Source organism: Oceanobacillus sp. FSL K6-3682, from assembly GCF_037976165.1.
GTDB lineage: Bacteria > Bacillota > Bacilli > Bacillales > Amphibacillaceae > Oceanobacillus > Oceanobacillus sojae.
Window position 1 is genome coordinate 4,098,011 of record NZ_CP150263.1, and the last position, 22,074, is coordinate 4,120,084.

Annotated in this window: 21 protein-coding genes; 8 read left to right on the plus strand and 13 right to left on the minus strand. The window is 39.9% G+C overall.

The features are described from left to right. The first annotated feature begins 39 nt into the window (after positions 1 to 39). The gene (gene csaB, locus MHH51_RS19955; RefSeq protein ID WP_339283228.1) at positions 40 to 1,104 is read left to right on the plus strand and encodes a polysaccharide pyruvyl transferase CsaB; all 1,065 of its coding nucleotides are present in this window, start codon (positions 40 to 42) and stop codon (positions 1,102 to 1,104) included. Between the two features lie 47 nt (positions 1,105 to 1,151). Here the strand turns inward: csaB and MHH51_RS19960 are convergent, their stop codons facing one another. Further along, positions 1,152 to 2,261, minus strand: coding sequence for an MraY family glycosyltransferase (locus MHH51_RS19960; protein ID WP_339283230.1), 1,110 nt, complete (start codon positions 2,259 to 2,261; stop codon positions 1,152 to 1,154). 308 nt (positions 2,262 to 2,569) lie between these two features. On the opposite strand from MHH51_RS19960, the gene MHH51_RS19965 reads away from it, so the two are divergent. The 3 genes from MHH51_RS19965 to MHH51_RS19975 all read left to right on the plus strand — a co-directional run bounded on the left by MHH51_RS19965 (position 2,570) and on the right by MHH51_RS19975 (position 4,392). Continuing rightward, the gene (locus MHH51_RS19965) at positions 2,570 to 2,983 is read left to right on the plus strand and encodes a hypothetical protein (RefSeq protein ID WP_339283232.1); all 414 of its coding nucleotides are present in this window, start codon (positions 2,570 to 2,572) and stop codon (positions 2,981 to 2,983) included. 161 nt (positions 2,984 to 3,144) lie between these two features. Next, positions 3,145 to 3,897: a threonine/serine exporter family protein gene (locus MHH51_RS19970; protein ID WP_147212626.1), complete on the plus strand. Its 753-nt coding sequence runs from the start codon at positions 3,145 to 3,147 to the stop codon at positions 3,895 to 3,897. Positions 3,898 to 3,948: 51 nt separating this feature from the next. Continuing rightward, a complete protein-coding gene (locus MHH51_RS19975; RefSeq protein WP_147212627.1) occupies positions 3,949 to 4,392 on the plus strand; it encodes a threonine/serine exporter family protein in 444 nt (147 codons plus the stop codon). 93 nt (positions 4,393 to 4,485) lie between these two features. Here MHH51_RS19975 and MHH51_RS19980 read toward each other — a convergent pair whose 3' ends face one another. Further along, a complete protein-coding gene (locus MHH51_RS19980) occupies positions 4,486 to 4,914 on the minus strand; it encodes a helix-turn-helix domain-containing protein (protein WP_339283235.1) in 429 nt (142 codons plus the stop codon). A gap of 598 nt (positions 4,915 to 5,512) precedes the next feature. On the opposite strand from MHH51_RS19980, the gene zwf reads away from it, so the two are divergent. After that, on the plus strand, positions 5,513 to 6,988 hold the full coding sequence (gene zwf / locus MHH51_RS19985) for a glucose-6-phosphate dehydrogenase (RefSeq protein ID WP_339283237.1): 1,476 nt from the start codon (positions 5,513 to 5,515) through the stop codon (positions 6,986 to 6,988). 57 nt (positions 6,989 to 7,045) lie between these two features. Here zwf and MHH51_RS19990 read toward each other — a convergent pair whose 3' ends face one another. The 3 genes from MHH51_RS19990 to MHH51_RS20000 all read right to left on the minus strand — a co-directional run bounded on the left by MHH51_RS19990 (position 7,046) and on the right by MHH51_RS20000 (position 11,464). Further along, positions 7,046 to 7,339 (minus strand): hypothetical protein, encoded by a 294-nt coding sequence (locus MHH51_RS19990; RefSeq protein ID WP_147212641.1) that lies wholly within the window; start codon positions 7,337 to 7,339, stop codon positions 7,046 to 7,048. A 210-nt stretch (positions 7,340 to 7,549) separates the two neighbouring features. Then, positions 7,550 to 10,621 carry an efflux RND transporter permease subunit gene (locus tag MHH51_RS19995; protein WP_339283238.1) on the minus strand — a complete coding sequence of 1,024 codons (3,072 nt, stop codon included), beginning with the start codon at positions 10,619 to 10,621 and terminating at the stop codon, positions 7,550 to 7,552. Between the two features lie 3 nt (positions 10,622 to 10,624). Further along, entirely contained in the window at positions 10,625 to 11,464 is an 840-nt protein-coding gene (locus MHH51_RS20000) for an efflux RND transporter periplasmic adaptor subunit (protein WP_339283240.1), read from the minus strand. Positions 11,465 to 12,138: 674 nt separating this feature from the next. Between MHH51_RS20000 and MHH51_RS20005 the strand changes: the two genes are divergently transcribed. The 3 genes from MHH51_RS20005 (at position 12,139) to MHH51_RS20015 (ending at position 15,320) form a co-directional block, all read left to right on the plus strand. After that, entirely contained in the window at positions 12,139 to 13,131 is a 993-nt protein-coding gene (locus tag MHH51_RS20005) for an ABC transporter substrate-binding protein (RefSeq protein WP_339283241.1), read from the plus strand. Between the two features lie 123 nt (positions 13,132 to 13,254). Next, positions 13,255 to 14,112 carry a proline/glycine betaine ABC transporter permease gene (locus MHH51_RS20010; protein ID WP_147212631.1) on the plus strand — a complete coding sequence of 286 codons (858 nt, stop codon included), beginning with the start codon at positions 13,255 to 13,257 and terminating at the stop codon, positions 14,110 to 14,112. After that, a complete protein-coding gene (locus MHH51_RS20015; protein ID WP_147212632.1) occupies positions 14,112 to 15,320 on the plus strand; it encodes a glycine betaine/L-proline ABC transporter ATP-binding protein in 1,209 nt (402 codons plus the stop codon). The genes MHH51_RS20010 and MHH51_RS20015 overlap by 1 nt, the downstream gene beginning before the upstream one ends. A 94-nt stretch (positions 15,321 to 15,414) precedes the next feature. On the opposite strand, the gene MHH51_RS20020 is transcribed toward MHH51_RS20015, so the two are convergent. From MHH51_RS20020 to MHH51_RS20055, 8 genes are all read right to left on the minus strand, one after another. Next, positions 15,415 to 15,642, minus strand: coding sequence for a hypothetical protein (locus MHH51_RS20020; protein WP_147212633.1), 228 nt, complete (start codon positions 15,640 to 15,642; stop codon positions 15,415 to 15,417). A 111-nt stretch (positions 15,643 to 15,753) separates the two neighbouring features. Further along, positions 15,754 to 16,176, minus strand: a complete 423-nt coding sequence (gene fabZ, locus MHH51_RS20025; RefSeq protein WP_147212634.1) for a 3-hydroxyacyl-ACP dehydratase FabZ — start codon at positions 16,174 to 16,176, stop codon at positions 15,754 to 15,756. Between the two features lie 242 nt (positions 16,177 to 16,418). Continuing rightward, positions 16,419 to 16,751, minus strand: coding sequence for a DNA-directed RNA polymerase subunit beta (locus tag MHH51_RS20030; RefSeq protein WP_147212635.1), 333 nt, complete (start codon positions 16,749 to 16,751; stop codon positions 16,419 to 16,421). 146 nt (positions 16,752 to 16,897) lie between these two features. Then, entirely contained in the window at positions 16,898 to 17,716 is an 819-nt protein-coding gene (locus tag MHH51_RS20035; RefSeq protein WP_339283242.1) for a flagellar hook-basal body protein, read from the minus strand. A 13-nt stretch (positions 17,717 to 17,729) separates the two neighbouring features. Next, entirely contained in the window at positions 17,730 to 18,539 is an 810-nt protein-coding gene (locus MHH51_RS20040) for a flagellar hook-basal body protein (RefSeq protein ID WP_339283243.1), read from the minus strand. A 99-nt stretch (positions 18,540 to 18,638) separates the two neighbouring features. Continuing rightward, positions 18,639 to 19,640, minus strand: coding sequence for a rod shape-determining protein (locus MHH51_RS20045; RefSeq protein WP_147212638.1), 1,002 nt, complete (start codon positions 19,638 to 19,640; stop codon positions 18,639 to 18,641). 763 nt (positions 19,641 to 20,403) lie between these two features. Then, entirely contained in the window at positions 20,404 to 20,736 is a 333-nt protein-coding gene (gene spoIIID, locus MHH51_RS20050; RefSeq protein ID WP_147212457.1) for a sporulation transcriptional regulator SpoIIID, read from the minus strand. Between the two features lie 383 nt (positions 20,737 to 21,119). After that, positions 21,120 to 21,971: a M23 family metallopeptidase gene (locus MHH51_RS20055; RefSeq protein ID WP_339283247.1), complete on the minus strand. Its 852-nt coding sequence runs from the start codon at positions 21,969 to 21,971 to the stop codon at positions 21,120 to 21,122. Between the last annotated feature and the right edge of the window lie 103 nt (positions 21,972 to 22,074).

Genomic DNA, 22,074 nt, shown 5'->3' on the forward strand with positions numbered 1-22,074 from the left:
TATTTATAAACACTGAAATTCTAAAAGGAGAATGTAGCGATGCATGTTATTTTATCTGGCTATTATGGTTTTGATAATGCCGGTGATGAAGCAATCTTACATAGTATTATTGCAGCCTTGCGCCGGGAGAATCCAGGTCTTGAAATCACCGTTTTATCGAACCATCCTCATCAAACTGAAAAGACATTCCAGGTTAAAAGTGTAAACCGGCATCGCTTCGCTGAAATTAATCAGGTCATGCGGAAGGCAGATGGTTTAATCAGCGGTGGCGGTTCCTTATTTCAGGATGTTACCAGCAGCCGGTCGCTTTTATATTATGCCGGTGTTATTCAGCTTGCCCGGTTCCATAAGATCCCTGTATGTATCTATGCCCAGGGCATCGGCCCATTACGCCGATTATCCAGCAGACGCCTCGTTTCTTATCTATTTAATCGTTCGCAATATATTTCTGTCAGAGACAAAGATTCCAAATCACTTTTACAAATCATTGGTGTAAAGGAAGCTATTCAGGTTGTACCAGATCCTGTTCTTGGACTGCAAACCTCTTTTCCTGAAAAGAAGTGCTCCAATATCATTTGTGTTGCCGTACGCGCCTGGATGGATTATCACGCCTATAAAAAACAGTTAGCTATCTGTTTAGACCGTCTCTATCAGCAAGGGTATACCATAGAATTTCTACCGATGCATGGACAGCAGGATTATGCTGCCTCTCTCGAAATTCAGCAAGCGATGCACGCTCCAAGCAATTTGATTCCCGTTACTTCTTCTTTCACAGAAAAAATGGCGCATATTCACCAGGCAGACGCACTTATTGGGATGCGCCTTCACGCACTTATTTTTGCAGCAATGGCAATGACGCCTTTTGTCGCTTTGTCTTACGATCCCAAAATTGACGCACTCACAAAGCAATTTGAACAGTCTGTCGTCGGTCATGTTGATAAGCTTAATTGGACAGCAGAAACTTTATTTAAACAGGTTCTGGAGCTGTTAGATACAAAGGAGAAACATCCCGCTCTCTGGCAGCAGGTCAAACAATTGCATCAGGAAGCACAGGCTACAGCATCAACAGCTTTAAATACGTTTAAAATGCATAAAACAAGCTAGGTAATCGAAACAGTGATCTTCCTTTAAATCAAGAAAAAGCAGTGACCTCAATCACTGCTTTTTCTTGATTTCTTTCTTTTTTTAAACGGTTTAAATATAAATGTCTTGCCCCGGCGGAGCATGGTTACTACCGGCCTTTTGCCTCCCATAACAAGCCCGGCCAGCTCGGCAAAAATATGTAGAAGAAATATCATAACAGCTGTAAAGAAAAGAGAAATTGTTAAATCAGCTTCTGAGAAGAGAATTCCGATTATCCCGAATAATGCGCTGAACAGATAAATGATGACAACTGTTTTTTGATGGCTGTAGCCGGCATCAATTAACTGGTAGTGAATATGACGGCGGTCTGCTGTCATAATGCTTTCTTTGTTATACATGCGCCGAATCATTGCAACCAGTGTGTCAAAAATAGGCACTGCCAGGATCACAACTGGAATAATAAAACTGAAGAAGGTAATGTTTTTAAACAAACCTAAGATTGAAATGATTGCCACAATGTACCCCAGCAAATTCGAGCCGGTGTCCCCCATATATATCTTGGCGGGGTAAAAATTATGATATAAAAAGCCGATATTAGCCCCGATAAAAGTAATACACAAATAAGCAACCAGGACCTGATAATCGACAAGCGCCATTGCGAAGATGCTGATCAGGGCAATGGTTGTTACCCCTGTCGCCAGGCCGTCTAGTCCATCAATTAAATTAATCGCATTGGTAATTCCGATAATCCAGAAGAAGGTAAGCACTGGACCTAAAAACCCCAGCTCAATAACTCCTAAAAGTGGAATCGTGATACGTTCAATTACCAGGCCTGCATAAATAAGCAGACTTGCAGCAATAACCTGCCCTGATAATTTAATGATGGGACGTATCGTGTACTTATCATCAAGCGCCCCTGTAATCAGAATGATAATAGAACCAATCAGAATTTCATCCACATAGATATGGCTTGGCTGCAAGTAAAGCATACCAAACAGAGCGCCAATAAAAATGGCTAACCCGCCTAATCTTGGCGTAGCTTTTTGATGTATTTTCCGGTGATTCGGTTTATCCATTATTCCTAATTTCACTGCCAGCTTCTTTACCGGGTACGTAACCAGTAATGCCGTAATTGCAGAAATAAAAAAGGCTATTGTTAAATCCAAATAGTTAAACATAGTATTCTCCTAGGTATTACAATTCGCTTGTCTTCAGCATCCACTTAGTTGACAGCAGTAAAAGAGAACAGGGTAAGCTCCCTATTCCATTTCCACTACCTTTCTTTTTTCGACATTATTTCCGGTCGACTTCTTTAAATTATATAAGACTCTTCCTAGATTGCGCAATGATTTATCCGATTATTCTTCAGGAAACTTTCATGGCGGGATTCTGCTCATACAGAAATAGGTAAAGTGCAGCTTTTATTAAGAATAAAGTTATGGTACATTCATTACTAAACAGTTTCTCTAGAAGGAGGTGCTCCAGCATGTATTTGTATATTTTTGTATTAGCAGCTGCTATTGCTGTAGTGGGAATAATCGGTGTATTCCGTTCCACAGTGGATAATATGCTGACCGAGCCTGAAAAGATTCCGCAGTATATGTCGAGTTTTTTCACGAAGGTTGCTCTCGTAGAATTTTTGCCTATCGTCATGGTTGTGCTTGGCTTTACTTTTTCGCCGGGGGAACCGCTGGAAATGGCCGACGCATATGTTCCAATTGCAATTATTGCCGTTTTAATTGTTTTTAATATGTTTTATATTTTCTCCCAGCGGTCGCCTGCAGGTAATGTCGAACAAGACGTGAAGCAGCGTCTTCAAATGTTGATATTTCTTACGATTGCTTTAGCAAACTCGATACCTTTTATTGCAATTATTTTTATACTTTTGACAGTACTTTAATCCTGATGTGCTTTACATCAGGATTTTTTCTGTCTGCTCTTTTGCTGTACCTGAAAATCCTCAGCTTATCTTAGAAAATTTGGTTTATAGCTTTATTTCGCAGCTTTGATTACTTATAATATAGAATGTTATCGTTCTGATTCGGAAATGGGGGTTATGTTTTGAGTAAGCCGTCTGTTACAGTAGAAAAAATTTGTTTACTGGCCGGGAAGATAATGCTGGCTTCTGGAGCTGAGACTTACCGAGTTGAGGATACAATGGACCGGATTGCACGGTGTTACGGTGTAGAAAACCCTCAAAGCTATGCTACATTGACCGGCTTACACTTCTCTCTCGATTATACATCAAGCAGTTATTTCCTACGGATTACCAAGCGGGCTACTGACCTGCATAAAATAGATGAGGTAAATCAGCTTTCCCGGGAAATTGTTGCCCATCAAATGCCGCTTTCCACTGCTTATGATAAGCTGAAAGCCTTAGAAAAAAATGTGCCGACTTTTTCGTTAAGCTTTCAGGTGCTGGCGGCAGCATTGGTGAGCGGATGCTTTTCCTTAATGTTTGGCGGAATCTGGCTGGATTTTCTGCCAGCTTGTCTTGCCGGAGGAATCGGCTATCTGACAATGATTCTTTTTGATAAAATGATTGAAATTCGTTTCCTGGCAGAGTTTTTTGGAGCATCGTTCGTCGGTTTAATAGCCTTATCCTGTTTTTCATTTGGATTTGGCGGCAGTCTGGAAATGATTATTATCGGTGCTGTAATGCCCCTTGTCCCCGGTCTTCCAATTACCAACGCCATCCGTGATTTAATGGCCGGTCATCTTGTTTCTGGTGTTTCTAAGGGAATTGAGTCCTTGCTCACCGCTGTGGCTATTGGGGCAGGGATTGCGATTGTTTATGGATTTTTCCCGGTTTAAGAAGTTTTTTTTAAATTTTCAGGCAGCCTATTGAATGGAGGATGGAACAAAATGTTAGAGATAATCGTACAGCTTGCCGCCAGTTTTATTGCATCTGCAGGCTTCGGGGTATTATTTAATGCACCTAAAAAATCATTAATTCCATGCGGTCTTGTCGGGATGATCGGCTGGATTTTCTTTTATACGCTGACGAATTATCAAGTGGATATCGTTGCTGCAACAGCGTTCGCAGCTATTCTTGTCTCTATTCTCAGTCAGGTATGTTCACGTATTCTAAAGCGTCCAATTATTATATTCACTGTATCCGGCATTATCCCGCTTGTTCCCGGCGGTGTCGCCTATAATGCAATGCGGAACTTTGTGGAGAATGATTATAATACAGCTATCCAGCTCTCCGCCCAGGTGATGCTGCTGGCTGGAGGTATTGCGATAGGTTTAATGTTTTCCCAGGTTATTAATCAAATTATGACAAAGCTGCAGAAGGCGAAGCAGTAATCTGCGCAGGAGTTCTTTAATTAAAGCTTTATTTTGATATTAAAAAGTGAGCCGATTAGGGCTCACTTTTATTACTGTTATATTGCGGGTTGCTTATTCGTCTGCAAATTTTCTAATTTCTTCCTGGCTCAGTTCTGTAATGTCTGCGATTTCACTGATAGGCATACCTTTTTCTATCAATTTTAAAACTACTTCTTGCTTCTCTTTTTCTATTCCTTTTTTCATTCCCTCTTCTATACCTTCCAGTTTTCCTTCTTCTATACCCTCTTGTTTCCCCTTTTCAAAATATGAATTTGGCAATTGCAACATGACTTCCTTCTCCCCTTCCGGCAAGTTTTCGGTTTTCTCCATCATTTGCGCCTCCTCCTCTTTATTTAGTTTCAAATAAGTCTCGAAAAATCCATATAGGAATTCCATTTTAGCTGGATTAATTTTCATCCGGATGATTATTCGCAGAAATTCTAATTTCACCTGGACACGTTCATGCGCTTCATAGCCCATCTGGCTGAGTAATGCTGCCACAGCCAGGTTATCCAATTGAATATATTCTCTCCAGTTTTTCTTGGTCGAGTGCAGTTGTAAAAAATTAAATTGGAGTACGTCCTGGGTGGGTGTATCTATTCTGAATTGAGCCGGCTCTTCTTTCTTCCTATAATAACTCAAATCGGTTTGCGGTGTTTGGCATAGAAGTAAGAAAAATAAAGGAACATTCTTTCGAGGAGGCTGAGCTCAAGCCCACGGAAAGCGGAGTGTATTTCTGTAGCGGCTGACTCCAGTATTTTTATATACTGTCTTATTTTTTAAAAATACAGATATTCTGTTTCCACTGTTAACGCTTTATTTTCCAACAATAACAGGTTATTCCATTTAAATTCTGAAAAATTAATTAATTTTCTGGTTTTCACAGGTATATATATTGACAAAGATACTGTTCATTCTGTAAAGTTAATGATTAATCCCCTTCTAATCTTTAGGGTATTTTTAATGTTTTTAAAGAATGTTCAAAAGCTCCATAAAATAGCGAACTGACAGCAGAAATATCAGCAGATGCGTCATTTTTCAGCTTTTTGAACAAGTACTGTTAACATCTTTATAAACTAAAGAATTGAGGAATATAATCATGAGTGAAACTATACAACCAAAAGCAACTATTGTGATTTTTGGAGCAACTGGAGATTTGGCAAATCGCAAGCTGTACCCATCCATCTATCGTCTTTATAAAAGCGGGAAATTAGATGAGGATTTTGCAGTTATCGGGCTTGCCCGCCGCGGATGGGATAATAATATTATCCGCGAAAAAGTAGAGGAATCGATTCAGGGCTTAATTTCTGAAGGCGAAGACGTATCCGAATTCACTTCTCATTTTTACTATAGATCGTTTGATGTGACATCTACGGATTCCTATAATGACTTAAAGGATATGGTGGAATCTCTCGAGAAAAAATATCAAACGGGTGGAAACCGCCTGTTCTACTTAGCAATGGCCCCAGACTTTTTCGGTACCATTGCAAATCAGCTGAAAAACCATGGTTTAAAAGAGACTTCAGGCTGGACACGATTAGTTATCGAAAAACCATTTGGACATGACTTACCATCCGCTAAAAAATTAAATAAGGAACTCCAGGCTGCTTTTGACGAAAATCAAATCTACCGTATTGATCATTACCTTGGAAAAGAAATGGTTCAAAACATTGAAGTTATCCGTTTTGCGAACGGGATCTTTGAGCACCTGTGGAATAATCAGTTTATCAATAATATTCAAGTTACCAGCAGTGAGACTCTTGGTGTAGAAGAGCGTGCGCACTATTACGATAAATCTGGTGCAACTAGAGATATGATTCAAAACCATATGATGCAAATGGTTGCCCTGCTTGCTATGGAGCCGCCGATTAATCTAAGTACGGAAGAAATCCGTTCTGAAAAAATAAAGGTATTGCGTGCATTGCGTCCTATAAAAGAAGAAAAAGTCAGCAAGTATTTTGTCCGCGGCCAATACGGTGCGGGGAATGTAAACGGTGAAGAGGTCATCGGCTATCAGGATGAAGCAGAAGAGCTAAAAGATTCTGAAACAGAAACCTTTGTTGCCGGCAAGCTGGCGATTGATAACTACCGCTGGGCCGGTGTTCCTTTTTATATTCGTACCGGGAAGCGTATGAAAGAAAAATCAACAAAAATTGTTGTCGAATTTAAAGATATTCCTATGAACCTTTATCATAAAAAAGATGATTTACGCAATCCTAATTTACTTGTCATTAATATTCAGCCAAATGAAGGAATTACACTTCACCTGAATGCGAAGAAAACTGGTAATGGCAATTTAACAGAGCCTATTCAGCTTGCTTATCATCAGGATGCTCAATCCGGCATTAACACCCCAGAGGCCTACGAAAAGCTTATCTACGACAGTATGCTTGGCGATGCGACCAACTTTACACACTGGGATGAGGTAGCATTGTCTTGGGAGTTTGTCGATCGTCTTTTAGCCAGCTGGGCCAAACAAAAGGCGGAGTTCCCGAATTATGAATCTGGATCTATGGGGCCAAAAGCTGCAGACGAATTACTTGAAAAAGATGGCTTCCGCTGGTGGCCTGAATAAAACTATCCAATGATAACGAAAAATAAGCCTCTTGCTGAGATTGCAAGAGGCTTATTTTTAATATCTTCTTGATTGAAATACGGAAACAATAAGCACGATACTTGTTATCCAATGCATCACCATACCAACAATCGGGATAAATCCAATAATACTTGTAATAATTCCTAAAACACTTCCCGCTATCCATCTTCTATCACGGCTGGCAAGCACCAGCGTGATAATATGAAGAACCAGCATTACAAATAATGGCGTATAGCCGGATCCCATAATATATAGGCCGCCAAAAAGCGGAATTCCAAGCAGCCCTTCAAATATTCCTGTCAGTAATTGCATAATTTGAGATAATACCATTTTATCCACCTTCTCCTTGCTTTCCTTTTCTTTTCTTTTATCATACCCGATTTTCGACTAAAACGGACATTTTTTACAGAAAATCGATATATTTTTACTTTATCATTAAAAATTTTTCTACTACGCTAAACTTTATTAAAAAAGGAAGCTCCCGCCAATAAACTTTTTACCTTTATAGCGAGAGCTGACCTTCTTTTTTCACTCTTTTAATTAGCTTTTTGCCGCTTTCTTACGTTTTCTTCTTCCCTTTACTTTCTTCGTCATATTATCAAATATCAGATAGATGACAGGTACAAAGAATAAGGTAAAAATACTGGAAACAGTCAGCCCAAAGATAATCGTTACTGCTAATGGCTGCTGCAATTCTGCTCCTTCACCGATGCCAAGTCCTAATGGAATCATTGCCAGAATTGTGGTGAGGGATGTCATTAGAATTGGACGCAGTCTGGATCGTCCCGCTTCAATGATCGCTTCCAGCTGATCCATGCCCCGTCTGCGCAGAATATTGATATAGTCTACAAGAACGATGGAGTTATTTACAACAATACCGGCGAGCATTATGATGCCGATAAATCCGGCCACACTAAGGGAGATATTGGTTATAAATAATCCGCCGATAACACCGATAATAGTTGTTGGCAGTGCAAACATAATAATAAATGGCTGCAGGAGATTTTCAAATTGTACAGCGAGAACGATATACACTAAGAAAATTGAAAAGATGAGTGCTAATCCAAGATCCATAAAGGCATCTTCCATATCTTCTGCCTGGCCGCCAATACTATAGCTGTAGCCTTCAGGAAAGTCCATTTGATTAAGCTTCGATTCTATATCCGATACGACGCTTCCTAAATCACGGTCAACCACACCGGAGCTGATATTCATCTGCGCCTGCTGATTTTCTCTCAATAGTGTCTGTGGGCCTTCTGCCTGTTCTATCTCGACCAGTTCATCCAATGGCACTGTTGCTCCTGATGGTGATTGAATGCTTGTATCCAACAGATCCTCAATGCTTGTACGCGTATCTTCCGGATAGGAAAGACTAATATCAATTTCCTGTCCACCTTCACGATACTGCCCAATTACCTGCCCGGAAAACTTCATTTCCAGCTGGCTGGTGATTTGCGCTCCTGATAAACCATAGCCGGATGCAAGATCCTCGTCTACACGAATCTCCATTTGCGGGATACCATCTTCTGCTGTGGAGGATAGATTAGTAACGCCTTCTATCTCTTCTACCTCTGTGAGCACCTGCTCCGATAAATCAATAAGTGTCTCATTTTCAGGCCCGTTTAATTGTATAGTAATCGGGTCTCCCATCTGCATACCGCCATCCATGGCAGAGGCCGCAATGTCAGCACCTGCAATATGCTGTATCCGTTCATCAATCTCCACCATAATCTGCCCAGTTGAGCGGTCACGTTCAGATGCCGGTACTAATTGCAGTGTATAGTTTGACTGATTTATGCTCCCTGTAAAGTCGGAAGATCCAATGGTTACATAATTGACCTCCATATATTCCTCATAGTCTGCTAAAATCTCATCCACTTGTTCTGTAATATTCATTGTATACTCTAAACTGCTTCCCGGCGGAGTTTCCACTGAAATCTGCGCCTGCCCCTGGTCTGCTGACGGCATAAATTCCATACCGATTCGCGGGATTAGAAAAAGACTTCCTGCAATCGCTAAAATCGTTACCAGCACGGTTGTTTTTCTAAATTTCAAGACCTTTTCCAGGCCATTGCCATAGCGATCCTTTAACCAGTTTAAGAATTGATCAAACCAATATCTTTTTCCTGAGCCTTCCATGACATTAGCTAACAGCTTGGAAGACAGCATTGGAACCAGGGTAACTGCAACAACTAAGGAAGCCACCAGAGAGAAGGATACCGTAAGTGCCAATGGTGTAAATAAATCAGATGATATACCTTCTACAAAAACGATTGGCAGGAACACTACTAATGTCGTTGTTGTCGAGGCAATAACTGCCGGTGCCAGCTCAATAGATCCCTTGGTTGCTGCTTCAAACAGACTGTAGCCTCTTCTGCGGTACGAGAAGATATTCTCCAATATAATTATTGAACAATCAAGCATCATACCGATTCCGAGTGCCAGTCCTCCCAGAGAAAGAACATTCAATGTCTGGCCTGTAAAGTACATAAGCGCAAAGGTTGCGATAATAGCAATTGGGATTGATAATCCAATAACAATCGTTGCCCGAATACTCTTTAAGAATAAGAGCAGAATTACAAAAGCAATTGCTCCTCCAATTAAAATATTATTCATTACAGAATCAATGGACATCTCGATAAATTCAGATGTATCAATGATTGTTTTCAAATCAAGACCTTCCGGCAATTCTTCAATGACTCCCGGCATTGCATCCTTGATATTTGTTGCCACTTCTACTGTATTTGCATCCGTCTGCTTCATTACAGACAGAACAAGTGCATGCTCCCCGTTTACCATGGTTTCAGAGGAAACATCCTTAAAATCGTCCTGTACCGTTGCAATATCGGAAACACGAACAATACCGCCTGCCTCTGATTGAATTTGTGTATTTTCAATGTCTTCGGTTGTTTCAAATTCACCGACGACACGAATTTGTAAATCCTGATTCCCCTGTTCGACGGTGCCAATGGAAGAAGAGCTGTTTTCACTTCTTAGGGTATCCATCACCGCTTGGGGGGATATGCCGTATTGCTCCAGACTTGCTTCATCTAACTCAACCTGAATCTCTCTTTCCAGTCCTCCTTCAATGGAAACGGAGGCTACGCCCTCCTGTCTTTCAAAGAAAGGGACGATTTGCTGATCTGCTATTTCTGTTAGTTCTGCTAAATCATCACCAGTCAATCCTAAGTACATTACCGGAAGCGAATCTGGGCTAAAGCGAAGAATATTCGGCTCTCCTGCTCCTTCAGGTAAGAATCCTTTTACTTGATCGACTTGCTCCCTTACATCAAGTAAGGCCTGATCTAAATCTGTTCCATTTTGAAACATCATCATAACCATGGATGCACCGGATTGCGATTGTGATTGAACGGTATCTATTCCTTCGACTGCACTCACCGCTGACTCAAGTGGTCTGCTGATTAAATTCTGCACGTCTTCAGGCGCGGCATCCTGATAATTAGTGGCTACAACAGCTACCGGCAAATCTATTTCAGGGAAAAGATCAACTGCAAGATTACGCAGTGACATGAATCCTAAAGCAAGAACAGCTAATACAATCATAATGACACCAATTGGCCGTTTTACAGAAGTTCTTATAAGCTGCTTCAAAATCTATTCCCCTTTCACTACTTCGACAGCATTGCCGTCTTCTAATCCTGTTTGACCTGTTATTACGATTTCTTCTCCTGCTTCTATATCGCCCTCTACGGCTGTTTGCTGTGATTGCATCGTAACTATAGAAACAGCTCGCTGCTCTACCGTTTCATCATCTGTTACAACAAACACAAAGGTTTCTCCTTCAGTCTCTACAACAGCTTCTGTCGGTACTAATAAGGCATCTGATTCCACTGTTTCATCAACTGTTATCTTAGCAACCGATCCGGAGATAAAGGATGAATCTCCAGCTTCAAAGGTTGCCGTAACAGAATATAATCCTGTATCATCAGGAACCCGGTCCATATTTGTAACAGTGGCTGTCTTTTCTTCTCCATTCACTGTTAAAGCTACTTCATCACCGGTATTCAGCAGTCTCAGCATACTTTCCGATACGCCGCCAGCGGCCTGCCATTCATCTGTATCGGCAATCAGCATAAACGGTTCTTCCCGATCAATATTCTCTCCTTCTCCTGCCTGAATTTGAATGATTTCTCCAGCTTCAGGTGCATCAACAGACTGTGTATTGCCGTCGAAAGACAATTCGGCAACTTTATCGTTTTCTTCTACTTTATCTCCTGCCTTTACTTCTAATGTATCCACCTCTAACGGCTGTTCAATCATAATCGGGGTTACTTGAGAGGCTTCAATCCGGGCGTTAAACGTTCTTTCCCTGGTTAAATTCCCTTTCTTGACTTCATCTGTCTGTACAGAAGTAATTCCATCGTCTCCATTTTCTTCTGCTGATTCATTCTCATCTTCTGTGCATGCTGCTAATATAAGCAGCAAAAAAACCAATCCTATTACTCCTATCCTTCTTTTCATCGTTATGTATATGCCCCTTCCATATTTTATCTGGAGATAAGCTCCTCCAGTTTTTTATTAAATTTCACTTCTTTATGTAGTACGAAAGTTTCGTATGCTTTGTTTCAAATAATTCCTCATTTTAGTATATCCGTTGAAATATGCCCTCGCAAACTTAGTCTGGCTGATGAAATTAAACACTTAGCCGGGTATCCAGCTTTCATTTATTAGCTAATTTAACGCCTGGTGCAGGTTTAATCCCTTTTATATGGGGGAACGTATAAACAAATTTTATTTTCTCTCTATTTCGACAAAAATTAGATTTCACTCTTCCGGTTTTCATGACAACTTATATGTATTTTAGAGTATTCTCGACAATTATAAAGATAAACACATCTAAACCTGCTTTAACTTCGCTATATATAGAAATATGCACATTTATACACTTTTAAGCGCTTTGTTTATTCTTACGAGTATAAGGTATAATAAAGAATCGAATCACCGTCATCTTCCATACTAATGCACTATCCTCACTCTGCTTTCGGCACAAATATATAAGTTTATTTGCCCTCTACAAAAGGTTCTTTAAGTTTTAAATACTAGTTTATTTTGAATTTTTATCAAAATATATACCTGAAAATTGCCAAAATAAAAAGGAGACGGAAAAAATGAAAAAATTACTATTTGCTTTGATGACTGCGTCATTCCTGGTGTTAGCTGCATGTGGTGACTCATCAGATGGAGAAATTGATACAATTGTTTTTACTGATGCCGGCTGGGACAGTGTGAATGTACATAACTATATTGCCGGAAAAATTATTGAAGAGGGGTACGGTTATGATACAGATATAACTTCTGGATCGACAGCTGCAACGATGCAGGGGTTAAAGGATGGAGACATTAATGTAAATATGGAGGTATGGACAGATAATATCCGGGAGCTTTATGAAGAGCTGACGGAGAATGGTGATATTGAAACATTATCTGTTAACTTTGATGATAATAATCAGGGGATTTACGTTCCCGCCTTTGTTATTGAAGGAGATCCAGAAAGAGGAATTGAACCGCTTGCTCCCGATTTAAAAACGGTAGAGGATTTAAAAAAGTACCCGGAAGTATTTGAAGACCCGGAAGATCCAGGCAAAGGGCGTTTGATTAATGCTCCAAGCGGCTGGGAAGTAGAGCAGGCAATTAATGATAAGTTTGATTTTTATGGACTGGATGAAACGTTTAACAATTTCAGCCCGGGATCTGACTCTGCCATTATTACAGATTTAGCCCGTGCCTATGAAGCTGGAGAAGGCTGGGTTGGCTACTACTGGTCACCTACTGCAATTACAGCTAAATATGATTTAATTTTACTGGAAGAAGCTCCATATGATGAAGCAATTTGGGAAGAGTCCAGAGGAACAGAATTCCCGCCAAATGATGTCGTTATATCTGTGCATTCTGATTTTCCTGAACAAGCGCCAGAGGTTACAGAATTTCTGGAGAAATACGAAACTAGCAGTGCATTGACTGAAGAAGCTTTGGAGTACATGGAAGATAATGGAGCGTCTACAGAAGAGGCTGCTCTGTGGTGGATGCAGGAGCATGAAGATATTTGGACAGAATGGGTTCCGGATGACGTCGCTCAGGATGTACTTGACTCGCTTGAATAATAGAATATGAAAATATGAAAACATGGAGTAGCTTGCCACCAGGCTGGCTGCTCTTTGTTTACCACTTTAAACACATTAAAGAAGGAGAGGTATATACTGCTTTTTTCAGCAGTTATAATGCTTATGATTAGTTTTCCAGATATTACTTTCGAAGCCGGTAAATATGTTGATGATCTTGTCAGCTTTCTTGCCGATAATTTAGAAGCTTTATTTGATTTTATATTTTTTGTAACCTCCAGATCCATTAGCGGATTGACCGATTTCCTTATGATTATTCCATGGTGGCTGTTTATTATTATCATCTTTTTACTTGGGTGGTATTTTAAATCGATTTTCTCCGGTGTTTTATACGGCATATTCATATTTCTTATCGGGAGTTTTGGACTTTGGGAAGAAATGATGATTACGATTTCCATTATTTTAACTGCTGTTATTATTTGTTTAATTATCGGGATTCCGCTTGGAGTTGCGATGGCATTTAATAAATGGGTTTCGATGATATTGCGTCCAATTCTTGATGCTATGCAGACGATGCCGAGTTTTGTGTATTTAATTCCAGCTATTTTCTTTTTCGGACTGGGTAACGTTTCCGCTATCTTCGCTACTTTGATTTATTCCTTGCCGCCGGTTATCCGTTTAACAGACCTGGCTATCCGCGGTGTAGATAAAGAAGTGGTTGAATCGGCACAGTCTTTCGGTTCTTCCAGATGGCAGACCTTATCAAAGGTTCAGCTGCCGCAAGCATTGCCGACCATTATGGCCGGTGTCAATCAGACAACCATGATGGCACTCGCAATGGTTGTTATTGCATCGATGGTTGGAGCTTCCGGTCTTGGGGAGCAGGTTCTCGTATCAATTAACCGTATTGATATTGCTCTTGGTTTCGAAGCTGGTATCAGTATCGTATTCTTAGCAATTATTATTGACCGAATTACAAATGGAATTGCTGAAAAAGTACAACGTCGTGGGGGTAATAAATAATGACTGTACAAATTCAAGTAAAAAACGTATCTAAAATATTTGGTTCAAAGCCAAAATCCGCTATTCCTTTGATAAAAAAAGGATTATCCAAGGAAGAAATTTTAAAGAAGACCAATCATACAGTTGGTGTTTATGATGCTACCTTTGATATTAATAAAGGCGAAGTTTTCGTGATTATGGGACTGTCCGGGAGTGGAAAATCAACATTGATCCGCTGCTTCAACCTATTGAATAAGCCGACAGACGGTTCAATATTATTAGACGGACAGGATATTACCAAGTGCAGCAAAGACGAATTGAAAAAGGTCCGGCAGGAAAAAATTGCAATGGTGTTCCAGCATTTCGGTCTATTCAGCCACCGGACTATTTTAGCAAATGTAGAGTATGGTTTAGAAATCCGCAATATACCAAAGGAAAAACGACGGGAAATTGCGCAGCAGAATATTGAAACAGTAGGGTTAAAAGGCTATGAGGATAAATATCCGGATGAATTATCCGGCGGGATGCAACAGCGCGTAGGCTTAGCCCGTGCACTCACCAATGACCCCGACATTCTCTTAATGGACGAGCCTTTCAGTGCTCTTGATCCATTAATCCGCCGGGAAATGCAGCTTGAACTGCTGGATATTCAAGAGCGGCTGCAAAAAACCATTATTTTTATTACACATGATGTGAATGAAGCCTTCCGGATTGGTGATCGTGTCGCCGTGATGAAGGATGGTCATGTGGAGCAGGTCGGGACTCCGGAAGAAATCATTGCAAATCCAGCTAATGAGTATATTTCCGAGTTCATTAAGGATATCGACCGTTCAAAGGTATTCCAGGCCAGTCATATTATGACGAAGCCAAATGCGCTTGTTTCCAGTAAAGATGGTTTAAATGTGGCGATAAAAGAAATGCGTGAGAACGGGATTTCCAGTGTATTTGTCGTTGACCGGTCCAGACGTCTTCAAGGGATTGTTACCATTGACGATGCTATTCAGGGGATTAAAGAAAAGAAATCATTAGGCGATATAATCAGAAAAGATATTACCATTGTTAATGAAGAGGAATATATCAATGATTTAATTCCAAAAGCATTAGAATCAAGCTTTCCCTTAGCTGTTGTAAATGAGGATAAAAAGCTTGTCGGCTACATTTTACGTGTGCATGTACTATCCGGACTCACCTCTGATGATGTGAATGAAAGTGAAGAATATGTTTACTAAGCCGTATTAATATAGAGCATAACTGCTCAAAAAGAAAGAAGAAGGTAATGGATGTAGGAGGTTCATTCCCTTCTTCTCTATTTTTTAGAGCTGCTTACTCATTGTTGCGGGGAAGTTCATCATCTTCATTTAAGTTATTATTGTCATCTCTTTCCATCTGATCATTGTTGTCATTGTTGTCGTTATTAAATTCATCTTCTCTTTCTTCATGATCGATGGTTGGGTTATCATCCGCCGGTTCTTCATCATTAGATGTACCGCATGCAGTCATCAATGTAAGAGCAAAAACAGAAGTACCAACTTTTAATAATACCTTTTTCATAAAAAATTCCTCCCTTCTAAAATAACCTATTGCTCGAAATTAGGTTCTCCCAGAAAAGAGGAATCATACATTTTTTATAATATTCATTTAGGAAATTTATTACATTTCTCTTTATTTAATCGCAAATGTAATTTCTGCTTCACATGCAGTTTCTCCATTGACGGTTGCAATACCTTTTCCTTTGCCGATTGGTCCCTTCATGCGGATAATCTCAACTGTCAGCTCCAACTGATCTCCCGGCTTCACTTGACGTTTAAAACGGCATTTATCTACTCCTGCTAAAAAGCCAATTTTACCTTTATTTTGTTCCATCCCTAAAACGGCAATCGCCCCTGTTTGTGCAAGAGCTTCTAATATAAGCACGCCCGGCATTACTGGATAGTCAGGAAAATGGCCGGGGAAAAATGGCTCGTTTGCTGTAACATTTTTAATAGCTGTGACTTTTTTCCCTTCTTCTATATCCTTTACTTGATCTACTAATAAAAACGGATAACGATGTGGCAATACTTCTTTAATTTGTTGAATGTCCATCATTCTTCAACAACTCCTTTTTATATGTATGTATTGTCATTATAGCTGATTTAGAAATTGAATGAAATGGAAAGCCTGCCTTCCTCGAATCAGCTGTGAGAATAGCTTTATGCATTATCTGCAGGGAACAGAAATAATCTTTTACCCATGGATAACTGCCCGGAAAACTTCTACATATGATTATTTGATTTTTACATAAGTCTCTAAAAAGCACGAAAACATATTCGTCCATCATCGAATATGTTTTAATCTACTTTATTTACAATATCGACAATATGCTGCCAGGTTTCCATGCGCAGCACATCTAACGGAGACCCGTCACCCAAGACGGCAAAGCCGATCATTAAACCAACGATAAAAGCAGCTGCGGCGAATATCAATACAACGATAATACGCAACCAGATTGGGAAAATACGCAATCTCGGTCTGCTGAGTTTCTGTCTGCGTTTACTTTGCTGCTTTTCTTCCTTTTCCATTTTCCTGGAAAATTCTTGTTTTACTGCTTGTTCCTCACCCGCCGCTGCTGATTCTTCCTCTGCTTTGTGTGAGGTCTTTTGTGAAGATGGATTATTCGTCATTTCTGTAACTCCTTATAAGAAGATGTTTAAAAAGTTTCATAAAAGTGACACATCGAAGTTTCGGGTCCTTTTTTCCATCTTTTTAAACACTGACTATGTATAGCCCTGTTTATTCCAGCTGTCAGAGCACAACTAATGGATGAGACTCAGGAACGGATTGTATTCACTAATCCGGACATTTGATCACCCATCGTAATCGAACGTGAATTAAATTGATAAAGTCGCTGTGCTGCAACCATATCTGTCATTGCACGTGATAAGTCAACATTAGACTGCTCCAGAGATTGTGGATGAATAACAGCACCCTCTCCGGCATATGCCTGAATAATTTCATCTGCATCAGCCTCTGCTGATACGGAGAAGAAATTATCTCCCTGCGCTTCTAAAGCACTTGGACGCACAGCTTCCATAATGGCTAACTCGGCTTCTGCAGCCTGGTTATCACCGCGGGTCACTATTAACTGCCCCTGATCATTAAATTCAACGGAATCAAATCCATCCTGAATTTCAATAGGGCCTTCTTGTCCGATAATAGGATGTCCATCGGAAGTTGTCAAGGCAAGTGTATCTCCCTCAGCTGGAGAAAGATAAAATGAGCCGTCTCTTGTATAGACTGTTTCTTCTTGTCCATTTTCTACCCGATTCACTTGGAAGAACATATTCTCTCCAGTTAAAGCAGCATCTAATGCCCGGCTCGTCTCAATCAGGCTTCCCTGCTGCTGGTTTAAATGAATTGCACCCAGTCCTGCTCCGGTTCCAACGCGGATTCCATCCGGAGTCAGCCTTCCCTCGGCATTTTCTGGCGAATTTAAATTATTAATCTGTTGGTTTAACAAGGAAGAAAATTCTACTTGTCTGCTCTTATATCCGGTTGTCCCATTATTAGAAATATTATTCCCAATAATATCGAGCTTGTTCTGAATTTGATTCATTGTTACTGCTGCCTGATTCATAATGCGTGACATGTCAGATTCCTCCCTAACTTAAGCGGCCAATTTCTGTGACTGCTTTTCCCAGACTTTCATCATATACCCGTAAAACGCGCTGATTCGATTCAAATAAGCGGTATGCGTTCATCATATCCGTCATTGATTGTGCGGTATTTACGTTAGATTGCTCCAAAGCACCCTGCTGTAACGTATAATCGGTATCTCCCGGCACAGCTTCTGCATCGCCCTGAAAAAGATCATTTCCTTCTTTAATCAATGTGTTTGCATCAGCTACATACTGGGTACCAATTGTAATATCTACGCCAGCTGTTGGAATAACTCCTTCCGGGCTGATGATATCAATGGTTCCATCTGTTTGGATGTTATTGCCGTTTTCATCTAAAACATAGTACCCCTGATTTGTTACGAGGTACCCATCTGCATCAATCGTAAAATTCCCGTTTCGAGTGTAGCGCACATCTCCATCATTATTCTGAACTGTGAAAAAGATGGCTCCATTCTCATCAGGAACCTCTCTTTGATTAATGGCAACATCTGTTGGCAAACCAGATTCGACTATATCTCCTTGAGCATAATGCGGAATTGTTTCCTGGACATATACACCTGTATTCAGCCCGCCTAATTGACGGGAAGAAGGAATGTTGAAACCTCCCTGTGTTGTCGGAATACGATTCGTACCACCCATCTGTTCAATTAATAATTCTGGAAAAGCGCGAATAGCCGTCTGGTCGGACTTATATCCTGGAGTATTTGCATTAGCAATATTATTAGACAATGCTTCCTGTTGCCGCTGCTGCGTTAGCATACCACTTGCTGCTGTGTATAGACCTCTTAACACAAAGCCGCCTCCTCCGTAATAGAAAGTGCTAAAAAGACGTGCCGGCAGCAATAAATAGATTTAATATTGCTGCCAATGGCTGTCTTTTACTGAAGCTTGTCAGTTAACACTTCTTTTTTCAAGCTTATCAATGTTTTCAAGCATAATTCCTGTTCCTTTTGCTACACAATCCATCGGATCCTCTGCAATAAAGATAGGAACCTTTAATTCTTCAGCCAATAATTGATCCACGCCGTGAAGCAGTGCTCCACCACCGGTTAAAATAACACCTCTGTCAATTATGTCTGCTGATAATTCTGGTGGCGTCTGCTCAAGAACTGCTTTTGCAGCTTGAACAATAAGGGCTACAGATTCCATTAATGCCTGCTGGATTTCCTCCGATTCAATCGTTATTGTTCTTGGTAATCCGGATACCATATCACGGCCTCTGATATCCATTGATTCCTTGCGTGAACCAGGGAATACAGTAGCTACATTAATTTTAATATCTTCTGCTGTACGTTCACCGATAAGCAGTTTGTATTGCTTCTTAATATATTGAAGAATATCCCAATCAAATTTATCTCCAGCCATTTTAACGGATTGAGAGGTTACAATACCGCCCATAGACAGTACAGCTACATCGGTTGTACCTCCTCCGATGTCTACCACCATATTTCCGCTTGGCTGATAAATATCCATGCCGGCACCTATTGCAGCTACTTTCGGCTCTTCCTCTAAGTATATGCGTTTTCCGCCAGACTTTTCTGCCGCCTCTTTAATTGCTTTCTGCTCTACCTTTGTTATGTTTGTCGGGCAGCAAATAAGCATTCTCGGCTTCGATAAAACACCTTTGACGTTAATCTTATTTATAAAATATCTTAACATTGCTTCTGTGACATCAAAATCAGCGATAACCCCGTCCTTTAACGGGCGCAGCGCTTCTATGTTACCCGGTGTACGTCCAACCATACGGCGGGCTTCCTCTCCTACTTCAAGCACACGGTTCGTATTACGATCCATGGCAACGACAGATGGTTCATTTAAAACTATTCCTTTTCCTTTAACGTGTATCAATACATTTGCGGTACCAAGATCAATCCCAATATCTCTGGAAAACATGAATCTAAATCCTCCTAGCGTTACTATCTTGCACCGTCCTAAGACAAAATGCTACTAGTATACTATTTTACCACAAAATACGGTAATTAACTGTATGAAAAAAATATTTTTTTGTTTTTTTGGCGGTCTTATTTAAAAAAATTCAAATTATTATCTTTTGGTTGGGTGCATTGATTATTAAAAGCTATAATTTACTCATTTTCATTAAAACAAACAATGTAATTTATTATCTCAACTTTTTCAGCCTATAATAATTAACTCAACTTTCGCACCTAAGAATAAACATATAAACCTTGCTGTTCCAAGATGTTCATGATCTCTATTATCATGCTTGCGGAGGCGGACCGTTTTGACTCCTGAGGGATTAGCACCATCTGAAGATCCACTTTTGCCAAGTGATCTTCTTGGCAAAAGTTAGCTGAAGAGCGTGCCCCTAGGAAAGCGAAACGGTCCGCCGTAGCGGTCGCTTTACACTTTACCTTCTATCTCTGTCAACAGATATATGGAAGTAATGCAACCCCCTGTTCTTATGGATAGGAAGTTACTTTTTAAAGTGCGAAAGTTGAGTAATTAAGTAAATTTATATTAGTCACTATAATATTTGGTCATAAATCACTCCATTTTCTTGTAATAAATCAGTATTTATCATTTAATCAAAGATTTTCCGAGCACCTAAAAAAGCAGTAAAACTATTTTTAATCATTGTTCTACTGCTTTTTTAACATATTTATAATATAAAAAAAATAAATTGCATGGAGATTTTTTAACTACCCTGAGTCTTTGGTCTGCTTGATGAAGCAAGAAATTTTTGTGTGATTTTCGTTTCTTTTAATGTATCTTCTTCATCCTTCGATATTTTGTATTTTTTCCTTGTTGCTTCGCCTCCGCGCAAATGACGGATTGCTTTATGATATTCAAGTATTTCTTTTACTTCCTGAGCCAGTTTAGGATTAATTTCCGGAAGCCGTTCTGTCAGATCTTTATGGACTGTGCTTTTGGATACGCCGAACTCTTTTGCAATCGTCCGGACTGTTTTTCTTGTTTCTACAACATGCCTCCCTATTTTAATTGTCCTTTCTTTGATGTAATCATGCACACCGTTCGCCCCCCTAAGTTGTAATTCCGAGGTGTCGCTTGGACAGGGTGTATGTTTTGGGATAGGACTTATGGATAAGCGGCTGACTATTTTTTATGTAGTCATTGGTCTAAAAAAGAAAAAGGGTTCCACTTTAGATGAATGGTATTTATAAATTACATGTCTTTTCACCTCAGACAGTTCGATTGCATGGTTTGTAATATCATCATATTAAAAAAATCGTTCCTTTATGCTTAAGTTTTGTACAAATAATCATGGGGACAAGGTGTATTTTCAAAAGTATGTTAATAAATTGCTTTTAGGGGAGTCCAAAAAGCCCAATAAAAAAATCCGGCAATGAATTTTATTCATCACCAGATTTTTGGTTTTCCCAGTTACTTTTATTATTCTTCAGACTCGTCCAGTTCTACATCAATTTCTTCGTCTTCACTTGGTGCTTCGTCTTGTTCTACATTTTCTTCTGCATCTTCTTCTTCTTCAGGCTCTACAACATCTTCTCCTGAAGTTGGTTCCTCACTTACTGCTTCATCTTCCGCAGTGCTATCTTCTACAGCAATGCTGGATGCCGGCTGTTCAAAGTAGCTTTCTGGATTTACTTCTGTACCATCTTTACGGATTTCAAAATGCAAGTGTGTTCCATTGTCTTTACCAAACAAGTTTTTACCAGCTGTTCCCAGCTTATCTCCTTGGGCAACTTGGTCACTTACAGAAACTGCTACATCTCCAAGACTAGCATAATACGTTTTTAAGTCTTCACCATGTGATAACACAACTACGTTACCTAGTAATGGGTCTTCCTTCACTTCTTCTACTGTTCCGCTGATAGATGCTAAGACATCAAAAGTTTCTGCATCTGCTGCTGCAATGTCTACTCCTGTACTTTGATAGTAACGATTGTTGTAAAGTACAAGTGCATTTTCTCTGTCTTCCTGCTCTGCGTTGTAATCAAAAAATTTAGTTACGATTTCTGCTTCATCTGTGTTTTCCAGTGGCATTCCTACCAATTCCTGCTGGTCAACTACTGGTACAGCATCTTCATCATTCATTGATGGAAGGTAGTGATCCTCTGCATTTCTTTGGTCATCCTGCTCTGAAACATCAGATCCTGCATTTTGATACCAAATGACTGACGCTAATAAAACAGCTGCAATACTTAAATACAATGCTGGGAAAAACCATTTCTTGCGGAAAATTTGGCTCCATTTATTTTTTGGGCCTTTGAATTCCTCTTTCATTTTCATCACCTCTGCAACCATTGTGAGCAGAAAAAGAGAATTATATACATGACTATGAAAAAAATTTTTGATTTTCATAATAAATAGGTTGCATAGAGGGTTT